The sequence below is a fragment of the Janthinobacterium sp. GW823-FHT06H09 genome, assembly GCF_058794735.1.
Genome location: NZ_JBXAHC010000013.1, coordinates 148122 through 166115 on the forward strand (window position 1 = coordinate 148122; position 17994 = coordinate 166115).

Sequence of the window (17994 nt, forward strand, 5' to 3'; positions counted from 1 at the left end):
TCTGGATAATCTTGCTGTATTCATGCTCTAAGGGTCAATTGTACCTCTATGCACCCTACTCTTCAAAAAAACCGCCCTGGCGACCTTAACTGTCGCCATCCCCGTCATCCGCCTGCGACGCATCGAATTCCAGGATGTCGCCGGGCTGGCATTCGAGCATCTCGCAAATTTTCGACAAGGTATCGAAACGCACGCCGCGCACCTTGCCCGATTTTAAAAGGGACAGGTTCTGCTCCGTGATTCCGATAAAGGCAGCCAGTTCCTTGGATTTCACTTTTTTCCTGGCCAGTACCAGATCGAGGCGCACGACGATGCCCATCAGATGAACCCGCTGTTTTCATCGGCCAGGCGCTGGCCTTCATGCAGGATTTGCGCCAGCGCAAAGAAAATCGAGCACAGCAGCAAGGTCCACAGGTCGCCGCCCGTGATGTCGATAACCAGGCGCAACTGGCGCGTTCCCTCTTCCAGCAAGCCAAACAGCATTCCGCGCACGGTGGGTTCCAGCAAAGTCAGCACCGTTCCCAGCAGCAAGCCGCCGGCGAAGCGGCGAAAGTGGCGCGCCACCTGCGGCGTAAAAAACACGCCCTGCTCGAACTGGCGCAAGACCAGGGCCAGCTGGCGCACGGCATCGGCCAGCACGCACAAAGCCGGCAAGGCCAGCGCCAGACCCAGCCCCCGCTGCCACAGGGGCATGGCTGCCAGGCGCGCGAATGGCTGGCTCTGCAATTGCAGCAACAGTTCATACATGCCTGCGCCGCCCAGGCTGCCTTGCGCGGCCGGCGCAGGCGCCAGCCAGCCCAGCACCGTCAGCAGCAGGTACAGCACAAAGAATCCCGAAACGCCGTAGCGCACGCGCCGGCTCAGCGCCGCCGGTCCCGTTGGATTTTTTTTCATCTTTAAAAGTATACGAAAGTGTCAAGTGTGGTTAGAATAAATTATCGTAAAACAATAATTAAATCATGTTTTACGACCATTTTAACATGTTCACCTCACCCTATCGACTGGAGACTCCATGAAAACCCTGCTTGCCGCACTCGTTTGCAGCACCACCTTGCTGCTGAGCGGCGCCGCCCGCGCCCATGACTTGAACGCCATGCTGCAGCAGGCGCTGGCCGACAAGAGCGTACCGGCCATGGCGATGCTTGTCATTCGCGACGGCAAGATCGAGGCACAGGCGCAGGCTGGCGTACGGGCCAATGACGGCAACGATGCCGTGCGCGCCGATGACGTGTGGAATATCGGCTCCAACGGCAAGGCCATGACGGTGACCCTGATCGCGCGGCTGGTGGAACGGGGCGTGCTGTCGTGGGATGCGCCGCTGTCAACCATGCTGCCCGCGCTGAGTGCCGGCATGCGCGCCGAATACCGCGACGTCAATCTGATGGATCTGCTGTCGCACCGCGCCGGCCTGCCGCCCAATCCCGATGAAGCGTGGATCGATTCCACCTACGCGGACACGCGCCCCTTGCCGCTGCTGCGCCAGGAGTACGCGCAGCGCGCGCTGGCCGACGCGCCCGTGGCCGCGCCGCGCGGCGAATCGCATTACTCGAACAGCGGCGCCATGATCGCCGCCGCCATCGCCGAGCGTGTCACGGGCAAAACGTACGAGGAATTGATGCAGGCGGAAGTGTTCGGCCCTCTGGGCATGCGGGCCGCCTTCGGTTTCACGGTGCGCGGACAGAATCTGGGCCACAAGGAAAACAAGCCGATCGCCGGCTTGATGGCCAGCAATCCGCTGATGATGGCGCCCGATGGGGAAATTCACCTGAGCATGCAAGACTGGGCAAAGTTTGCGCTCGATCAACTGCATGGCGAACAGGGCAAGGGTAGGCTGCTGAAACAGGAAACGTATGTCTTGCTGCACACGGCGCAGGGCGACACGCATGCGGCCTTGGGCTGGGGCGTGATGCACTTCCCGCCCCAGGCGCCGCAGCGTGTACTCACCCACCTGGGCTCGAACGGCTACTGGCACGCGCTGATCGCGCTGGCGCCCGGCAGCGGCGACGGCCTGCTGATCGCCGCCAACGCGGGCGACGGCAGCAGCGCCCAGGCCAGCCAGCAGCAGATGGCGAAAACCATCATGGCCGGCTTCGGCAAGGCGGGAAAATAATTACGCGGTGTGCAGCTTCATCGTCGCCGCCTCGAACTTGCCCTCGACGATCTGCGGCATGACCTGCAGGGATTTGTCGATCGCCTGCTCGATCAGCTCCTGGTCTTCGCGGCGCGGGCGGTGCAGCACGAAGTCGGCCACCTGCTGCTGCAGGCTCAGGGTGCGCGGGTGGCCGATGCCCAGGCGCAAGCGCCAGTAATCCTGCGTGCCCAGCGCGGCCGTGATGTCTTTCAAGCCATTGTGGCCGCCGGCCGAGCCGCCCTTTTTCAGGCGCGCAATGCCGGGCATCAAATCGAGTTCGTCGTGCACGACGAGCACTTCATCGGCGGCAATCTTGAAAAAGCGCGCCAGCGCGCCCACGGACTGGCCCGAGCGGTTCATGAAGGTCAGCGGTTCGAGCAGCCAGACTTCGTTGCCGCCAATCGACGTTTTCGCCAGCATGGCGTTGTAGCGCGAATCGCGCTGCAGGCGCGTGCCGGGCAGGCTGTTGGCAAGATTGTCCACCAGCCAGAAGCCGGCATTGTGGCGGGTTTGTTCGTATTCGGGTCCCGGGTTGCCGAGGCCGACGATCAGGCGTATGGGCATGGCTGTGTCTGCAATGTAAAAGAAAGCATTATCGGTGAAAACAGGCAGAAAAAAACCCGCGCGGCGAACCTGGCGGGTTTTTCCTTGCCACTACCGCATTGCTGCGGCGGCAAAATTACTTCTTGTCGGCTTCAGCAGCAGCGGCTTCGGCTTCAGCAGCAACGTGGCCAGCCGGTACCGAAGCGGTAGCGATGGTCAGGTTGGCGCCGTGGGTGACAGCGGTCACGCCAGCTGGCAGGACCAGGTCGCCAACGTGCAGCGAGTGACCGACGTCGATGTTCGACAGGTCAACGTTGATGAATTCTGGCAGTTGGCCTGGCAGGCACGAAACTTCGATTTCGTTGGCTACGTGGCTGATGGTCGCGCCGTGCAGTTTGACTGCTGGGGAAACGTCAGCGTTTACGAAGTGCAGCGCCACTTTTACGTGGATAGCTTGCTTAGCGTCAACGCGCTGGAAGTCAGCGTGCAGAACCAGTTGTTTGTATGCGTGGACTTGGAAGTCGCGCAACAGAACTTGCTGGGAAACGCCGTCGATTTCCAGATCCAGGATCGACGAGTGGAACACTTCTTTTTTCAACGCGTGGTACAGAGCGTTGTGATCCAGCGAGATCAGCACCGGGGCTTCAGCGCCACCGTAGACGATACCAGGGGTTTGGCCGGAAATGCGCAGGCGGCGGCTCGCTCCGGAACCTTGCAATTCGCGTTTAAATGCGATAACTTTCATGTGAAACTCCAAGAAGAACAAGGCTTGCGCCTTGTGTTATGAGGACTCCCGCGACCAGGAATCCTCGAAAATGGGTGCAAAACACCCCGAAAACTAAAACACTGCGGCGCAACAGGCAAAAGCCGGTCGCGCCGCAGGCATTACGTCTGTTGCTGCTCTTGCCGAATTAATCGATGAACAGCGAGATGACGGAGTCACCCTTGATGATGCGTTTGAACGTCTCGGCCAGCAGCGGCGCGCACGTCAATTGACGGATCTTGCCGCAGGCCAGGGCCGCTTCGGACAGGGGGATCGTGTCGGTCACGACCAGCTCATCGAGCGGCGAGGCCGAAATACGGTCGATCGCCGGGCCCGACAGCACCGCGTGCGTGCAATACGCCACGACTTTTTTCGCGCCGCGCTCTTTGAGCACTTCGGCAGCCTTGGTCAAGGTGCCTGCCGTGTCGACCATGTCATCCATGATCACGCAGTTGCGGCCTTCGACTTCACCGATGATGTTCATCACTTCGGACACGTTCGCTTTTGGACGACGCTTGTCGATGATGGCCAGGTCGCAGCCCAGGCGTTTTGCCAGGGCGCGCGCACGGACCACACCGCCGACGTCCGGCGACACCACCAGCAGATCCTGGTAGTTTTTCTTTTGCAGGTCGCCCAGCAAAATTGGCGAAGCGTAAATATTGTCGACTGGGATATCGAAGAAACCTTGAATCTGGTCAGCGTGCAAGTCCATGATCAGGACGCGCTCGACACCGGCTTCTTCCAGCATGTTCGCCACCACCTTGGCCGAAATCGCCACACGCGCGGAGCGTGGACGGCGGTCTTGACGGGCGTAGCCGAAGTAAGGAATCGCGGCGGTGATGCGGCCAGCGGAAGCACGTTTCAAGGCATCAACCATCAGCATGATTTCCATCAGGCTGTCGTTGGTTGGAGCACAGGTGGATTGCAAAACAAAAACATCCTTGCCGCGTACGTTTTCGTTAATCTCGACCATTACTTCGCCGTCGGAGAATTTCGAAACGTTTGCTTTACCGAGAGGAATGCCGAGGTTTTTTGCGACCCCCTCTGCCAACGCTGGATTCGCGTTGCCGGTAAAAACCATCAGGTTTTCGTAAGCCATGGGAGTCCCAAGAGGTGATAAAGAAGTCTTGAAAAGCACTAACCGGGCATAGGCCCGGTCAGTCATTGTTTAGAATATGCCGCGTGGCGGCACACCTGCTTTTTCCCGTACTGGACGCCAACTTCGCATCGACAGACTACGGTGAAATGGTGGCAGGGGAAGAAGGATTCGAACCTTCGCATGCTGGAATCAAAATCCAGTGCCTTAACCAGCTTGGCGATTCCCCTACGCTACTGACTGCTTGCCGTCATGTTGGCCAGTATTATACCGACTATTTGACGCTAAGCAAAATCTTTTTTTGCTCTCTACAACATGGTGAGCATCGGGTGGCAATTCAGCGCTTTTGCCTTCCAGGCGACCCAGACTGGTGGCACATTGCTGAGCACCGCATCCGCTTCTTCCTGACTGCCAAACGCACTAAATACACAAGCACCGGAGCCAGTCATCCTGGCCTCACCGTAAGCACCCAGCCATTCTACCGCATCTGCTACCGGCTTGAAAAGACTGCATGCTACTTGCTGTAAATCATTCTTTCCAAACCCGCCCGCATCGTTTCCTTCTGCGAGGTACCTGGAAAAGTCCGCTATTGTGACGGGTTCGGTATTTCTCGTCAAGCCTTCCGCGCAAAAAATTGCGGCGGTCGGCACTTGCACGCCCGGCTCGATCACCACATACCAGCATGCGGGCGTGGCGACGGGCTGCAAGGCTTCGCCCACGCCTTCGGCAAAGGCGTTTTCGCCAAAGATGAAAAACGGGATATCGGCGCCCAGCGGCAAACCCAGTGCCATCAATTCCTCGCGCGTCAAACCGGCCTGCCACAGGCGATTGAGCGCCATCAGCGCCGTGGCCGCGTCGGACGAGCCGCCACCCAAGCCGCCGCCCATGGGCAGCACCTTGTCGATGGCGATATCGACGCCGCGCGGCAAGGCGCCCGTGCGGCGCAGTACTTCCGCCTGCAGGAGCCTGGCGGCTCGGATGATCAAGTCCTGCTCTTGCGGCACGCCGGCCAGCTCCGTCACGCGGACAATCGCCGTGTCGTCGCGCAGCGCGAAGTGCAGGGTGTCACCATGGTCGAGCAACTGGAACACTGTCTGCAGCAGATGGTAGCCATCGGCGCGGCGGCCGTTGACGTGCAAAAAGAGGTTCAGCTTGGCGGGAGCCGGGCAGTTATTCAGGGTTGTCAATGTCATGGTGCTGGTGCGGATGGGGCGGGATCGAGGACGATGCGCAGCGACACGGCATCGGCCTGCGCGCTGGCATTGCGTTCGGCATCGATACGCCGCGGTTGGGGCAAGGCGCCCGGTGTCTTGTCGGCCGCATTTTGCCCTACTTCTTGCCACGACACATAGCGCAAGCGCCAGCCGTCTTTCGTCGTCACACTGTCGTTGGCCGGCGAAGCGACGAAGCGCTTGCCGTCGGCGCCCACTGCATGCCCTTGCAGCCAGTCGCGCAAGCCCGACACGGGCAAGGACCAGCCCAGCATCTGCGCGCTCAGGGTGTCGACATCGGGCGCGCTGCGCGGCGCCTTGCCGCTTTGCGTCAGCACGGCCTCGCGCGGCGTGACGGCAATCGTCGCCAGCGTGCTGCCGACGGGCGAATACAGGGTCACGTCCGTGCGCTGCGCCGTCTGCTGCCAGTTGAAATTGACGGTGGCCGATTCGGGCTTGTCATCTTTCTGGTACACGACGTTCAGGCGGCCCGTCAGCTCCACCTGTTCGCGGTAGGGCGCGACGGTGTTGGCGGATGGCGCGGCGCCTGACGAGAATGGGGAACTCAGGGTCGAGCAGGCCGAGAGTGACAGGCAGACGAGTGTGAGGGGAAGCAGTTTTTTTAACATGGGTACAAGGAAAAACCAGCGCCATGGCGCTGGTTTTTTATAGTTGAGATAATCGATTCAATCACAAACTGACATTCAGGCGCGCCAAGGTGCTTTTCAGCGCCTCGTTTTTCGGGTCCTTGCCTTGCGCCTCGCGCCACAGTTTTTGCGCTTCGGCCTTGTCGCCCTTTTGCCACAGCACTTCGCCCAGGTGGACGGCGATTTCCGGATCGCTGCGCACGGCATAGGCGCGGCGCAGCGCGTTTTCCGCGGCGGCCAGGTTACCCATGCGGAATTGCACCCAGCCCATGCTGTCCATGATGAACGGGTCGCCCGGCGCCATCTGCAAGGCTTTTTCGATCAGCGCATGGGCTTCCTCGAGGCGCAGGCCCCGTTCGGCCAGCGAATAACCGAGCGCGTTGTACGCGTGCTGGTTGTCCGGCGCCAGCGCCATCACGCGGCGCAGGCTGGCCTCCATCCGCTCGAATTTGTCCATGCGCTCGGCCAGCAAGGCGTAGTCGTACAGCAGCTCCGGATTGTCGGGAAAGCGCAGCAAGGCGTTTTCCAGCACCGTGTAGGCGCTTTGCACATAGCCGGCGTCGCGCAGGAATTGCGCGTCGACCAGCAGCACCTGCGCCTGGCTTGCCGGATCGTCCGTTTCGATTTCCGTCAACGCCTTGCGCGCCGCATCGAGATTGCCGCTGCGGGCGATCAGTTGGGCGCGGCGCAAGCGCGCCTCGACATAGCCGCTTGATGCGCTGTTGTCGACCTTGTCCAGCCAGGCGATGGCGCCCGCCGTGTCGCCGCGCGTCTCGGCGATCTGCGACAGTATCATCAGGGCCTTGAACGGATCGCGCGTGTCGCCGGGAGATTTTTCGAGCACGGCCAGGAAGCGCTTGAAGTACTGCTCCGCGCCCTTGGTGTCTTCCAGCTGCAGCGCCACGATGCCGAGCGCATACAGGGCGCCCACGTTATCGGGAGCGCTTTTCAACAGCAGCAGGAACTGCTCGCGCGCCGGTTCCAGCTGCTTCTGTTCGACCAGCAGGCGCGCGTATGCGCCGCGCACTTCGACGGCATCCGGATTCTTTTGCAGGAAAGCGGCCAGCACCTTGCCCGCCGCCTCGGGTTCGCCCGTCACTTGCGCCAGGGTCAGCACGGCCAGCTCGGAGTTTGGCTTGATCGCCAGCGCCTTGTTCGCTTCGCCGATGGCACGGTCACGCTCGCCGATCGACAGGGCGCCCTGCGCCAGCACCAGGTGCGCTTCGAACATGTCCAGGTAAGGCTGCACCAGGCGCGTCACCATCGAATAGGCATACAGCTTGTCATTCGAGCGCGACAAAATCTGCTGCATCTGGAACAGGGCCACACCCCGTGCGCCTTGCGGCGCATTGGCCAGGCGTTCGGCGAAAATCGGTTCCGCTTCTTCGATCTTGTCCGTCAACACGACAAAGCCGAGGAAGAACTGCGTCGCCTCGTCCGAGTCTGGCGCCAGTTCGCGCCACAGGCGGATGGCCGCCAGCGCCTCGCTGCCCTGCTTGGCGGCCAGCGCCATTTCGGAAGCGCGGCGCGCCAGGCGCGGATCGCGCGTCTGCTGCGCCGCCACCATCATCGTCACGTACGGTCCCTGCCACTGGCCGCTCTTGAATTCCATCTCGGCCTTGGTCAGCTTGTACAGCAAGTCGCTGCTCAATTCGACCTTCGGCAGCTCGTCGCCGGCGGGCCCCTCCTTGGAGGTGGCGTCCGGCTCCTGCGGTGCGGCGGGAGCAGACGCAGGGGGGCTGGCCGCGGCATCGGCGGGGGCGACAGGCGTCTGTGCCATGGCATGCGTGGCCATCAGGGCGGACAAGGTTACAATGGCGAAAGCGTTTTTCAAAGGCTGATCCTGGCTAAACGGCAAAGTTTGATTCTACGCCCAACGCGGCTATCGCGTACTTCACGTATGTAACGAAATATATGCGTCGTGGCGGCGTAGCCTGCCAGAGCCAGCCCTCGGCCGGCAAGCCGCCTGTTTTTTACCCGGTTTTCAACCATTCGAGCTCTATGCCAGAATTGCCAGAAGTCGAAGTCACACGGCGCGGTGTCGCGCCCCATCTCGAAGGGCGCGCCGTGCGCTCCGTCGTGCTGCGCCGCGACGGCCTGCGCTGGCCCTTCCCTCCTGCCCTGGGCGAACAATTGTCGGGGCAAACCATCGGCCTGACGGGGCGGCGCGGCAAATACCTGCTGATCCACTTCCGCCACGGCACCCTGATCATCCACCTGGGCATGTCCGGCCATTTGCGCGTGCTGCCGACGGGGACGCAGGCGCAAAAGCACGACCATTTCGACCTCGTCGTGGAGGACGCGGACGGCGGCAGCCAGGTGCTGCGCATGACGGACCCGCGCCGCTTCGGCGCCGTGCTGTGGCACGACGAGGCCGACGGCCCGCTGGACGGCCACGCGCTGCTGCGCGGGCTGGGCACGGAGCCGCTCGAAGGCGGCTTCACGGGCCAGCTGCTGTTCGAGAAAACGCGCAACAAGGCCACCAACATCAAGCAGGTGCTGATGGCGGGCGACATCGTCGTCGGCGTGGGCAATATCTATTGTTCCGAAAGCCTGTTCCGCGCGGGGATCAACCCGAAGACGCCGGCCCGGCGCATCGGCCTGGCCCGCTACGAGAAACTGGCGCAGGCGATCCGCGACGTGCTGGCCGAAGCCATCGTGCAAGGCGGCAGCACCCTGCGCGACTTCATCGGCGTAAACGGCCAGTCTGGCTACTTCCAGCAGACGTATTTCACGTACAACCGCGCGGGCAAGCCCTGCCGCGTCTGCGGCGCGCCGATCCGGCAAATCGTGCAGGGACAGCGTTCCACGTTTTACTGCGTGAATTGTCAAAAGTAAGCACACTCACAGAGGGAGCCAGATGGTCAGAGACCTGGAACAATACAGCGCATGGCGGCAGGACGTACAGGCCGCCTTGCAGGCATACCGGCAAGCCGCCAGCGCGGCGGGCCTGGTCGACGGCGCTTCCGCGCTGCGCCTGGCGCGCTGTGGCTCCCGCCTGCTCGATGACCGTTTATCCGTCGCCTTCGTGGCGGAATTCTCGCGCGGCAAATCCGAGCTGATCAACGCCATCTTCTTTGCCGGCTATGGCCAGCGCATCCTGCCCTCGGGCGCGGGCCGCACCACCATGTGCCCCACCGAGCTGCTGTACGACGCGGCCTGGCCGCCATCGATCCGGCTGCTGCCCATCGAGACGCGCGCGCAGAACCTGTCGACCAGCGACTACCGCGAACTGCCCGCCGCCTGGACCGTCCTGCCCCTGAATATCGAAGCGGGCGACGACATGCAGGAAGCCATCCGCCAGGTCAGCCTGACGAAAAAAGTCAACGTGGAAGAAGCGGCGCGCTACGGCCTGTATGACGCCGGCGATGCGGACGCTCCCGCCATGCTCGACGAGGACGGCCAGGTGGAAATTTCCATGTGGCGCCACGCCATCATCAACTTCCCCCATCCGCTGCTGAAACAGGGCCTGGTCATCCTCGACACGCCGGGCTTGAACGCCATCGGCACGGAACCGGAACTGACCCTGAACCTGATCCCGAATGCGCACGCGGTGCTGTTCATCCTGGCGGCCGACACGGGCGTCACGCGCAGCGACATCGAAGTGTGGCGCAACCATATCGGCGCCGGCGCGGGACGCCTGGTGGTGCTCAACAAGATCGACAGCATGTGGGATGAATTGCGCGGCGATGCCGAGGTGGCGCAGGCCATCGAACGCCAGCAGGCCAGCGTGGCGCACCTGTTGACGCTGGACGCTGGCCAGGTGTTTCCCGTCTCGGCGCAAAAGGCCCTGGTGGGCAAGATCAACCACGACGCGGCGCTGCTGGAAAAGAGCCGCCTGCAGGCGCTGGAGACGGCCCTGTTCGAGGAGCTGATTCCCGCGCGCAAGGACATCATCCGGCGCCAGCTGGCGTTCGACCTGGACGCCATCGAAGCGGCGCAGCAGGTGCAGGCGGCGGCCCGCGCGCGCGGCATCGCCGAGCAACTGCACGAACTGCACAGCCTGCGCGGCAAGAACCAGAGCGTGATCGCCCACATGATGCGGCGCATCGACATCGAGAAGAAGGAATTCGACAGCAGCCTGTTCAAGCTGCAAGCGACGCGCGCCGTGTTTACCCGCCTGTCGACGGAGCTGTACACGAGCCTGGGCATGGACATCGTGCGCGACGATATCGACGGCGTGCGCGCCGCCATGCAGCGCAGCCGCTTTTTCACGGGCCTGCGCGAAGCCGTGCGCCAGTATTTCGAGCGCATCGGCCAGAACCTCGACCGTTCGGAAGGCAAGACGGCCGAGATCACCGAAATGATGAACGTGATGTACCGCAAATTCGCTTCCGAACATGGCCTGGCGCTGGCCTTGCCGATGCCGTTTTCGCTGGCCCGCTACCGCCAGGAGATCGCCGACATCGAAGCCGTCTACCATAAGCAGTTCGGCACGGCGACCCTGCTCACCACCAGCCGCGTCGTGCTGATGGAAAAATTCTTCGACACCATCGCCTCGCGCGTGCGACGCAGTTTCACCAACGCCAACGACGACGCCAGCGCCTGGCTGAAAGTCATCATGGCGCCGCTCGAAGCGCAGATCGTCGAGTACAAGGAACAGCTGAAACTGCGCTTTGCCTCGATCCAGCGCATCCACGACGCCACGGGCAGCCTGGAACAGAAAATCGCCGGCTTCGAAGCGAGCCTGGCGGCGCTCGAACGCGACAAGGCGCAGCTGGCGCAATTGCTGGCCGCCTTGCGCGCGGCCAGCGCCGCATGAACCCTACGCACTGAATACAACCCTGGAATCCTGCATGAAACGTCTGCTGCATCCGCTCTCGCCCGCCACGGGCGCGGCACCTTTGGAAGATTACGTCGACCCGACTTTTTCCGCCACCGTCATCGCCTGGCAAAAGCAGCATGGCCGCCACGCGCTGCCGTGGCAGAATACGCGCGACGCCTACCTGATCTGGCTGTCCGAAATCATGCTGCAGCAAACGCAGGTCACCGCCGTGCTCGGCTACTACGCGCGCTTCCTCGAACGCTTCCCCACCCTGCGCGATTTGGCCGCAGCCCCGGTGGAAGACGTGATGGCGCAGTGGAGCGGCCTCGGTTACTACACGCGGGCACGCAACCTGCACAAGTGCGCGCAGCGCGTGGTGGCCGAATATGACGGCGTGTTCCCCAGCGACCCGCTGCTACTGGCCGAGCTGCCCGGCATCGGCCGCTCGACGGCGGCCGCCATTTCCGCGTTTTCCAGCGGCACGCGCGCGGCCATCATGGACGGCAACGTCAAGCGCGTGTTTGCGCGCACCTTCGGCATCGACGCCTATCCCGGCGAAAAACGGGTCGAGGAAGCCATGTGGCGCCGCGCCGAAGCGCTGCTGCCTGAAACAGGTATCGAGGCCTACACGCAGGGCCTGATGGACTTCGGCGCCACCCTGTGCACGCGCAGCAGCCCCGATTGCGGCCGCTGCCCGCTGCAGCCGCGCTGCGTGGCCTACGCCACCCATCGGGTCAAAGACTTACCTGTACGCAAACCCAAAAAAACCAGTCCGGAAAAACATGCGGTCATGCTCGTCATCATCGACGACGGCCAGGTGCTGCTGGAGCAGCGCCCCGGCTCGGGCATCTGGGGCGGCCTGCTGTCGCTGCCCGAACTCGACGGCCATATGCTGGCAGATGAAGACGCACCGCGCGAGATAAGCCAGGGGGCGCTGGCGCGCGCCGTGGCGCCGTTCGGCGCCATCGAGACGCAGGAGCGCTTGCTGCCCATCGTGCACGTGTTTACCCACTACAAGCTGCACATCGTCCCCTGCCGCATCACCCTGGCGCGCCGCCTGGCGCTTGCCGGGGAAGCGACGCACGTCTGGTACGACGGCGCGAAGATCGCCGACGCGCCGCTGCCCGCACCGATCAAGAAACTGCTGCTGGACCTGTTCGGCGATGCGCGTTCGGCGCAGCGCAGCATGTTCTAGTGCGCAGGCTTGTTGCACTGGCGCTGGCGGCGCTGTGTCTGCACGGCACGCAAGCGGCTGACGCGCTGCCGGAGGTACCAGAGGTGAGAATAGGCGTGCTCGCCTACAAGGGCGGCGACGCCGTGCAGCAGGACTGGTCGTACGTGACGCGCCACCTGCAGGCCAGCATCCCCGGCATCCGTTTTACATTGGCCGACTACGACCAGGCGGGCCTGACGCGCGCCGTGCAGTCGCAGGCCATCGCCTTTGCCATCACCAGCAGCGGCCACTACGTGGCGCTCGAACACAGTGACGGCGCCAGCCGCATCGCCACGCTGGAGTCGCCTTGGACGGACTCGCCGCGCCAGGCCATCGGCTCGGCCATCGTCGTGCGCAGCGCGTCGCCGCTGCACGACCTGGCCGACCTGGCGGGCAAGAACGTGATGGCGGTGGCGCCCGACGCGTTTGGCGGCTACCAGATCGCCGCGCGCGAACTGCAGGAAGCGGGCATCGATCCCACGCACGATTTTGCCAGCCTGCGCTACAGCGGCTTTCCTTCGCAGCAGATCGTCGAGGCCGTGCGTGCTGGCCGCATGGACGCCGGCATCGTGCGCACCTGTTTGCTGGAACAGATGGTGGCGCGCGGCGAAGTGCGGGCCGAGGAACTGCGCGTCATCACCACGCGTCCGATTCCCGGCTTTCGCTGCGCCAGCTCGTCGCGGCTGTATCCGGACTGGCCCTTCGTGGCCCTGCGCCAGACGCCGCCCCCGCTGGCAAAAAAAGTGGCGCAGGCCCTGCTGGCCATGCCGCGCACCAGCGAAGGCTACAGCTGGACGGTGCCCAGCGATTACCAGATCGTCGATGAACTGTTCCGCGAACTGCGCATCGGCCCCTACGCCTATCTGAACAAGCTGACGTTCGAGACGGCCCTGCGCCGCTACTGGGGCTGGATGCTGCTGGTGTTGGCCTTGCTGGTGGCCTGGGCCGTGCATACGGTGCGCGTGGAATACCTGGTCAGCCGGCGCACGGAGCAATTGCGCGCGGCGCAGCACCAGCAGCGCGCGCTGGAAGAACAGGCGCGCCAGCGCCAGGCCACGCTCGACCACACGGCGCGCCTGGCCATCCTGGGCGAAATGGCCAGCGCCATCGCGCACGAATTGAACCAGCCGCTGGCGGCCATCGGCAATTTCGCGCGCGGCATGGCGCGCCGCATCACGGCGGGACGGCTCGACGCGGCGCCCTTGCTCGACGGCGCGCAGGAAATCGCCACGCAAAGCGAGCGCGCGGGCGCCATCATCCGGCACATCCGCGCGATGGCGCAAAAGCGTCCCGCGCACAGCACGGCCTTCGCGCTGGCCGACGCCGTGGAGCAGGCGGTATCGCTGTTCCGCGCGGCCCATCCGCAAGCCAATATCAGCTGGCGTCACGAGGCGGCCAGCGCTGCACCGCGGGTGCTGGCCGACCCGCAGCAGGTGCAGCAGGTGCTGCTCAATTTATTGAAAAATGCGCTCGACGCGCAGGTCGAAAACGACCATCCGCAGCACCCGATCGGCGTGCTGCTGCACCGCGAAAACGGCGCCTGCACGGTGGCCGTGCGCGACGCCGGCTGCGGCCTCGATGCGGCGCAGATGGCGCGCCTGTTCGAGCCCTTCTTTACCACCAAGGCCGAAGGCCTGGGACTGGGCATGTCCCTCAGCAAAAGCATCATCGAGTCGTTCGGCGGCAGCCTGTCGGCCCACGCCAACGCCGATGCGCCAGGCTTGACGGTCTGGTTCCGCCTGCCCGAAGATACGCATATGGAAGCAGATAAGGAAACACCATGAACGAAAGCGATGCGATCATCTTTGTCGTCGACGACGACGCCGCCATGCGCCGCTCGCTGGCCTATCTGTTCGATTCGGCCGGCTGGCAAGTGCAGACGTTCGAATCGGCGCGCGATTTCCTGCAGCGCTACGAGGGCCATGTACCGGGCTGCCTGCTGCTCGATGTGCGCATGCCGCTGATGAGCGGACTGGAACTGCAGCAGGAGTTGAATAACAGGACCGGACACGCCATATCGCTGCCCGTGATTTTCCTCAGCGGCCACGGCGACCTGGCCATGGCCGTGCAGACGATGAAGGCGGGCGCCTGCGATTTTCTGGAAAAGCCGTGCAAGGACCAGGTATTGCTGGACGCCGTCTCGCGTGCCGTGGCCCGCAGCGTGGAAGAAAGCCGCAGCGCCGCCAGCGCGAATACGGCGCAAACGGCGCTGGCGAGGCTCACCGCGCGCGAGCGCGAAGTGGCGCTGCTGATGGCCGAAGGCAAGGCCTCGAAAGTCATCGCCCGCGAACTGGGCATCAGCGACAAGACGGTGCAGGTGCACCGCCATAACGCGATGGAAAAACTGGGCCTGCATTCAGCAGCCGAGGTGGCCCGGCTGCTGATGGCGGGTGGGCAAATCTAGGCCCGCACGATGCGGGCAGGAAGCCCTTGCCGCACCGACGTGCCCGAGACGGGATCGACGAACACGTTCTTGTCGCCGCGGCTTGGGTCCGTCAATCCCAGGTCGTTCAGGTTGATGCCCGCGCCGATGGCCGGTTCATCAGGCTGGCGCAGCTTGCCGATGCGGTGGGCGCGCGCGCCGTGTTCCTTGTGGCCGAAACCGTGTTCGACGGCGATCACGCCGCGCTGCACGCCATGGCGCAGCATCACCGTGGCCCTGGCCTTGCCACCCGGCGTCTCCAGATAAATCTGGTCGCCATTTTCCAGCTTCAGGCGCGCCGCATCGTCGGGATGCACGGCGACCGGGTTGTCCGGATGGATGCCGCGCAAGCGCCGCGCGCCGATGCTGTACGAGTTTTGCAGCGCCGATTTAAAACTGATCAACTCGTACGGCCATTCGCTGGCCGGGTAGGTTTTGCGCACGGGCGTGCCGTCGGCGAAAGCCGCCACCCTCCACGCGGGCGTGCCGGGGAAACGCTTGCCGCTCAAGCTGTTCTTGCTCACGCCCAGACCCTCGTTGTACAGCATCATCGGTTTCAGGTAGCGGTGCGTGGACCAGTCCTGCGGATACGGCGTCTCGTCGACGACCGGTGCGGCAGCCGCCGGTGCCTTGGCATTCGCCGGCGGCGGCAGGCGCAGGCCGAACATCTCGCCATAGCTCTGGTAGCGCCCTCCCCGCGCCAGCATGAAGGCCACCTTGCGCCACTCTTCCGGCTTCAGGGTGCGCTCCAGTTCTGGGCGGATGCGCGCCACGCCGGACAGCGCGATATCGTCGTCGCTCGCCTCAGGCACGGCCGTCTTGCCTTGCCAGGCGATGTTGGCGCCGCCGCGCAGATACCAGTCTTCCGCGCGCTGCAGGGGGAAGCGCTGGCCCTCCATGTCCTGCAGGGCTTCCGTGCCGAAGCCTGGCAAGGCCATCGTTTTGGCCAGCGCGATGAAGAACGATTCCATGCAGATGCTCTGGCCGTCCGGCGTCTTTTGCACGCGCGGCTCGACCACGGGCCAGCGCGCCGTGCTCATTTTGACGGGCATGCCGCCCCAGGCGCCGGCCCAGCCCCAGCTTTCATACAGCAAGGTATCGGGCAGCAGATAGTCGGCAAACGCCGAGCTTTCATTGATGAAGGGGTCGATGGCGACGATCAGGGGAATCTTCTTCGGATCGGCCAGCTCCTTGCCGATCTGCGCGCGCAAGCCCGTGATGCCGTAGACGGGATTGCAGCTCCACAGGATCAGCGCCTTCAAGGTGTACGGATAGCCGTTCATGGCGCTGGTGAGCCATTCGGTGGCCAGCGCGGGCGCGTTCGGATACCACGGCGCCTTGGCCGGATACGCCTTGCCCGCTTCCTTCTTCAGCTTGAATTCCGAGGTTTTTTCATACGGCACGTTGCGCCCGATCGGCATGCCGGCCGCCTTGATCTCGCCGTCGAAACTTTCGAGGTTGTAGCGCGGGCCGGGGCTCGCATCCTTGAAGCTGCCGCCGTTGACGAGGGTGCCGCCCTTGCGGTTCAAGTTGCCGATCAGGGTATTGAGCATGACCAGCGCATACGCGTTATAGAAACCGGCGCCCGACATCATGCCGCCGTGCGCATTGACGGCCGCGCGCTTGCCATGGCTGGTCAGTTCCTGCGCCAGGCCTTCGATGATGTCAAGCGGGATGCCACAGGCGCTGGAATAGTCCTCCATGCTGTGGCGCTGCGCTTCTTCGTTGAGCATCGTCATGGCCGTCTTCAGGTGCAGCGGCGCGCCGGCCACGTCCAGCGGGCCGTCGAAGAACAGGCGCGCTTCGCCCTTGGCGGCATTGTGCGGCACGATCGCTTGCGTGGCCGCGTCGATCACGCAGAACGCGTCGCCATCCTTGTAGCGCTCCTCTTCCGCCAGTTCCACCGCGCCGATGTCCGACGCGCGCAGATAGCGGCCGTCGCGCGGATGGCCCTTCTCGCTGATGATCAGATGCGTGGCGTTGCACCAGGCGGCTTCGCCTGCCGCTTCCGCCACCTTCAGGTTCGGCTGCACGAGGAAGTTGCGGTCATAGCGTTCGTGCTCGATGATCCAGCGGATCATGGCCATGGCCAGCGCGCCATCCGTGCCCGGCTTGATCGGCACCCAGCGGCTGCGGTCGCCCGCGGCCAGGCTGTCCGCATTCGTCAGCACGGGGTCGACGACGACGTAGCTGAAGTCGCGCTTGCCCGAACGGGCTTTCGCGATCAAGGTGCCCTGGCGCTTGAACGGGTTGCCCGCATTGCCGGGCGCCGTGCCGACGAAGATGCAGAACTCCGTGTTTTCCAAGTCCACTTTCGCATGCGGCATTTTCTTCATGTCGCCGAACATGGCGCCCGAGCCGCTGCGGTAGGCGCCGCCGCAATACGAGCCGTGGTTGACCAGGTTCAGACTGCCGTACGATTGCTTGAAAAAACGCGTGCCGAACGCCAGGCGGCCATCGTCGGTGCTGCACATCAGGCCCACCTGATTGACTTGCGGACCCAGTTCCGGCTGCGCCGGATCGATCGGTTTTTCCAGCTCGCGCAAGGCGCGCAAGCCCTGCACGTGGCCTTCGCCAAACAGGTCGCCGCCTTCCGTCACTTCCTTGACCAACTGGTCGAAGGCGATCGGCTCCCACTGGCCGCCGCCGCGCGGTCCCACGCGCTTCATGGGCGCCAGCACGCGGAACGGCGACTCCATCTGTTCCAGCACGCCGTTGCCGCGGCCGCAAGCGGTGGAACGTCCCTTCAAGCCCTTTTCCTCGAAACGCGACAGGGAAATGAAGCTGTCGCGTATCGGGGTCTGGTACGGCAGCGCCGGATCGGCCGACAGGGGGCTGTACGGATTGCCGGCCACGCGCAGCACCTTGCCGCTTTTTTTATCCAGGCGCACGCGCACGCCGCAGAACGTGGTGCAGCCCATGCACATGGTGTAGCTGACCTGCTGGTCGGGATTGACCGTCAGTTTGCCCGTGGCCGTGTCGACGGAAAACTCAGGCGCCAGCGAATTGCCGTGCAAGCGCTGTACGGGTTTGTCCTTGCCCAGCGCGTGGTCGACCATGCGGCCGGCCGTGGTGGAAAAGCTGGCGGCAAAGGCGGCCAGCCCGCCGCCGATGGCGCCATAGCGCAGCAGCTTGCGGCGCTTGTCGTTTTCGTCTTCAGGGACGTCGTTGCGGTCGTCGTTGTGTATTTGATCGTTCATTGT

15 protein-coding genes and 1 tRNA gene are annotated in these 17994 nt (G+C 63.7%); 6 read left to right on the top strand and 10 right to left on the bottom strand.

The window, feature by feature from the left end; all coding sequences use genetic code 11:
- Positions 1–85: 85 nt before the first annotated feature.
- Both AC1Q6X_RS21900 and AC1Q6X_RS21905 read right to left on the bottom strand, forming a co-directional pair.
- Entirely contained in the window at positions 86–319 is a 234-nt protein-coding gene (locus AC1Q6X_RS21900) for a helix-turn-helix domain-containing protein (protein WP_070221669.1), read from the bottom strand.
- Positions 319–894, bottom strand: a complete 576-nt coding sequence (locus AC1Q6X_RS21905; RefSeq protein ID WP_070221670.1) for a hypothetical protein — start codon at positions 892–894, stop codon at positions 319–321. The genes AC1Q6X_RS21900 and AC1Q6X_RS21905 overlap by 1 nt, the downstream gene beginning before the upstream one ends.
- A 118-nt stretch (positions 895–1012) precedes the next feature.
- Here AC1Q6X_RS21905 and AC1Q6X_RS21910 point away from each other — a divergent pair, with 118 nt between their 5' ends.
- On the top strand, positions 1013–2110 hold the full coding sequence (locus tag AC1Q6X_RS21910; protein WP_070221671.1) for a serine hydrolase domain-containing protein: 1098 nt from the start codon (positions 1013–1015) through the stop codon (positions 2108–2110).
- Here AC1Q6X_RS21910 and pth read toward each other — a convergent pair whose 3' ends face one another.
- From pth to AC1Q6X_RS21945, 7 genes are all read right to left on the bottom strand, one after another.
- Complete coding sequence (gene pth, locus AC1Q6X_RS21915; protein WP_034753275.1) at positions 2111–2695, bottom strand: aminoacyl-tRNA hydrolase; 585 nt, start codon at positions 2693–2695, stop codon at positions 2111–2113.
- Between the two features lie 115 nt (positions 2696–2810).
- Positions 2811–3419: a 50S ribosomal protein L25/general stress protein Ctc gene (locus tag AC1Q6X_RS21920; RefSeq protein WP_070221672.1), complete on the bottom strand. Its 609-nt coding sequence runs from the start codon at positions 3417–3419 to the stop codon at positions 2811–2813.
- A 166-nt stretch (positions 3420–3585) separates the two neighbouring features.
- Entirely contained in the window at positions 3586–4536 is a 951-nt protein-coding gene (locus AC1Q6X_RS21925; RefSeq protein WP_034753270.1) for a ribose-phosphate pyrophosphokinase, read from the bottom strand.
- A gap of 150 nt (positions 4537–4686) precedes the next feature.
- Positions 4687–4763: transfer RNA gene (locus tag AC1Q6X_RS21930), tRNA-Gln, on the bottom strand.
- Between the two features lie 78 nt (positions 4764–4841).
- Entirely contained in the window at positions 4842–5726 is an 885-nt protein-coding gene (gene ispE / locus AC1Q6X_RS21935) for a 4-(cytidine 5'-diphospho)-2-C-methyl-D-erythritol kinase (RefSeq protein ID WP_070312513.1), read from the bottom strand.
- Entirely contained in the window at positions 5723–6373 is a 651-nt protein-coding gene (locus AC1Q6X_RS21940) for an outer membrane lipoprotein LolB (RefSeq protein ID WP_492498384.1), read from the bottom strand. The genes ispE and AC1Q6X_RS21940 overlap by 4 nt, the downstream gene beginning before the upstream one ends.
- A gap of 61 nt (positions 6374–6434) precedes the next feature.
- Positions 6435–8225 (bottom strand): tetratricopeptide repeat protein, encoded by a 1791-nt coding sequence (locus tag AC1Q6X_RS21945; RefSeq protein WP_492498385.1) that lies wholly within the window; start codon positions 8223–8225, stop codon positions 6435–6437.
- Positions 8226–8392: 167 nt separating this feature from the next.
- Here AC1Q6X_RS21945 and mutM point away from each other — a divergent pair, with 167 nt between their 5' ends.
- From mutM to AC1Q6X_RS21970, 5 genes are read left to right on the top strand one after another with little or no spacing between them, the layout of a single operon-like run.
- Positions 8393–9229, top strand: a complete 837-nt coding sequence (gene mutM / locus AC1Q6X_RS21950) for a bifunctional DNA-formamidopyrimidine glycosylase/DNA-(apurinic or apyrimidinic site) lyase (protein WP_492498386.1) — start codon at positions 8393–8395, stop codon at positions 9227–9229.
- Positions 9230–9251: 22 nt separating this feature from the next.
- Positions 9252–11153, top strand: coding sequence for a dynamin family protein (locus AC1Q6X_RS21955; RefSeq protein WP_070221677.1), 1902 nt, complete (start codon positions 9252–9254; stop codon positions 11151–11153).
- Positions 11154–11187: 34 nt separating this feature from the next.
- Positions 11188–12351, top strand: coding sequence for an A/G-specific adenine glycosylase (gene mutY, locus AC1Q6X_RS21960; RefSeq protein ID WP_492498387.1), 1164 nt, complete (start codon positions 11188–11190; stop codon positions 12349–12351).
- A complete protein-coding gene (locus AC1Q6X_RS21965; RefSeq protein WP_492498388.1) occupies positions 12351–14153 on the top strand; it encodes a sensor histidine kinase in 1803 nt (600 codons plus the stop codon). Before mutY ends, AC1Q6X_RS21965 begins: the two co-directional genes overlap by 1 nt.
- Positions 14150–14773: a response regulator transcription factor gene (locus AC1Q6X_RS21970; RefSeq protein ID WP_070221680.1), complete on the top strand. Its 624-nt coding sequence runs from the start codon at positions 14150–14152 to the stop codon at positions 14771–14773. Before AC1Q6X_RS21965 ends, AC1Q6X_RS21970 begins: the two co-directional genes overlap by 4 nt.
- On the opposite strand, the gene AC1Q6X_RS21975 is transcribed toward AC1Q6X_RS21970, so the two are convergent.
- Complete coding sequence (locus tag AC1Q6X_RS21975) at positions 14770–17991, bottom strand: molybdopterin dinucleotide binding domain-containing protein (protein ID WP_492498389.1); 3222 nt, start codon at positions 17989–17991, stop codon at positions 14770–14772. The two genes, AC1Q6X_RS21970 and AC1Q6X_RS21975, sit on opposite strands and share 4 nt — an antisense overlap.
- Between the last annotated feature and the right edge of the window lie 3 nt (positions 17992–17994).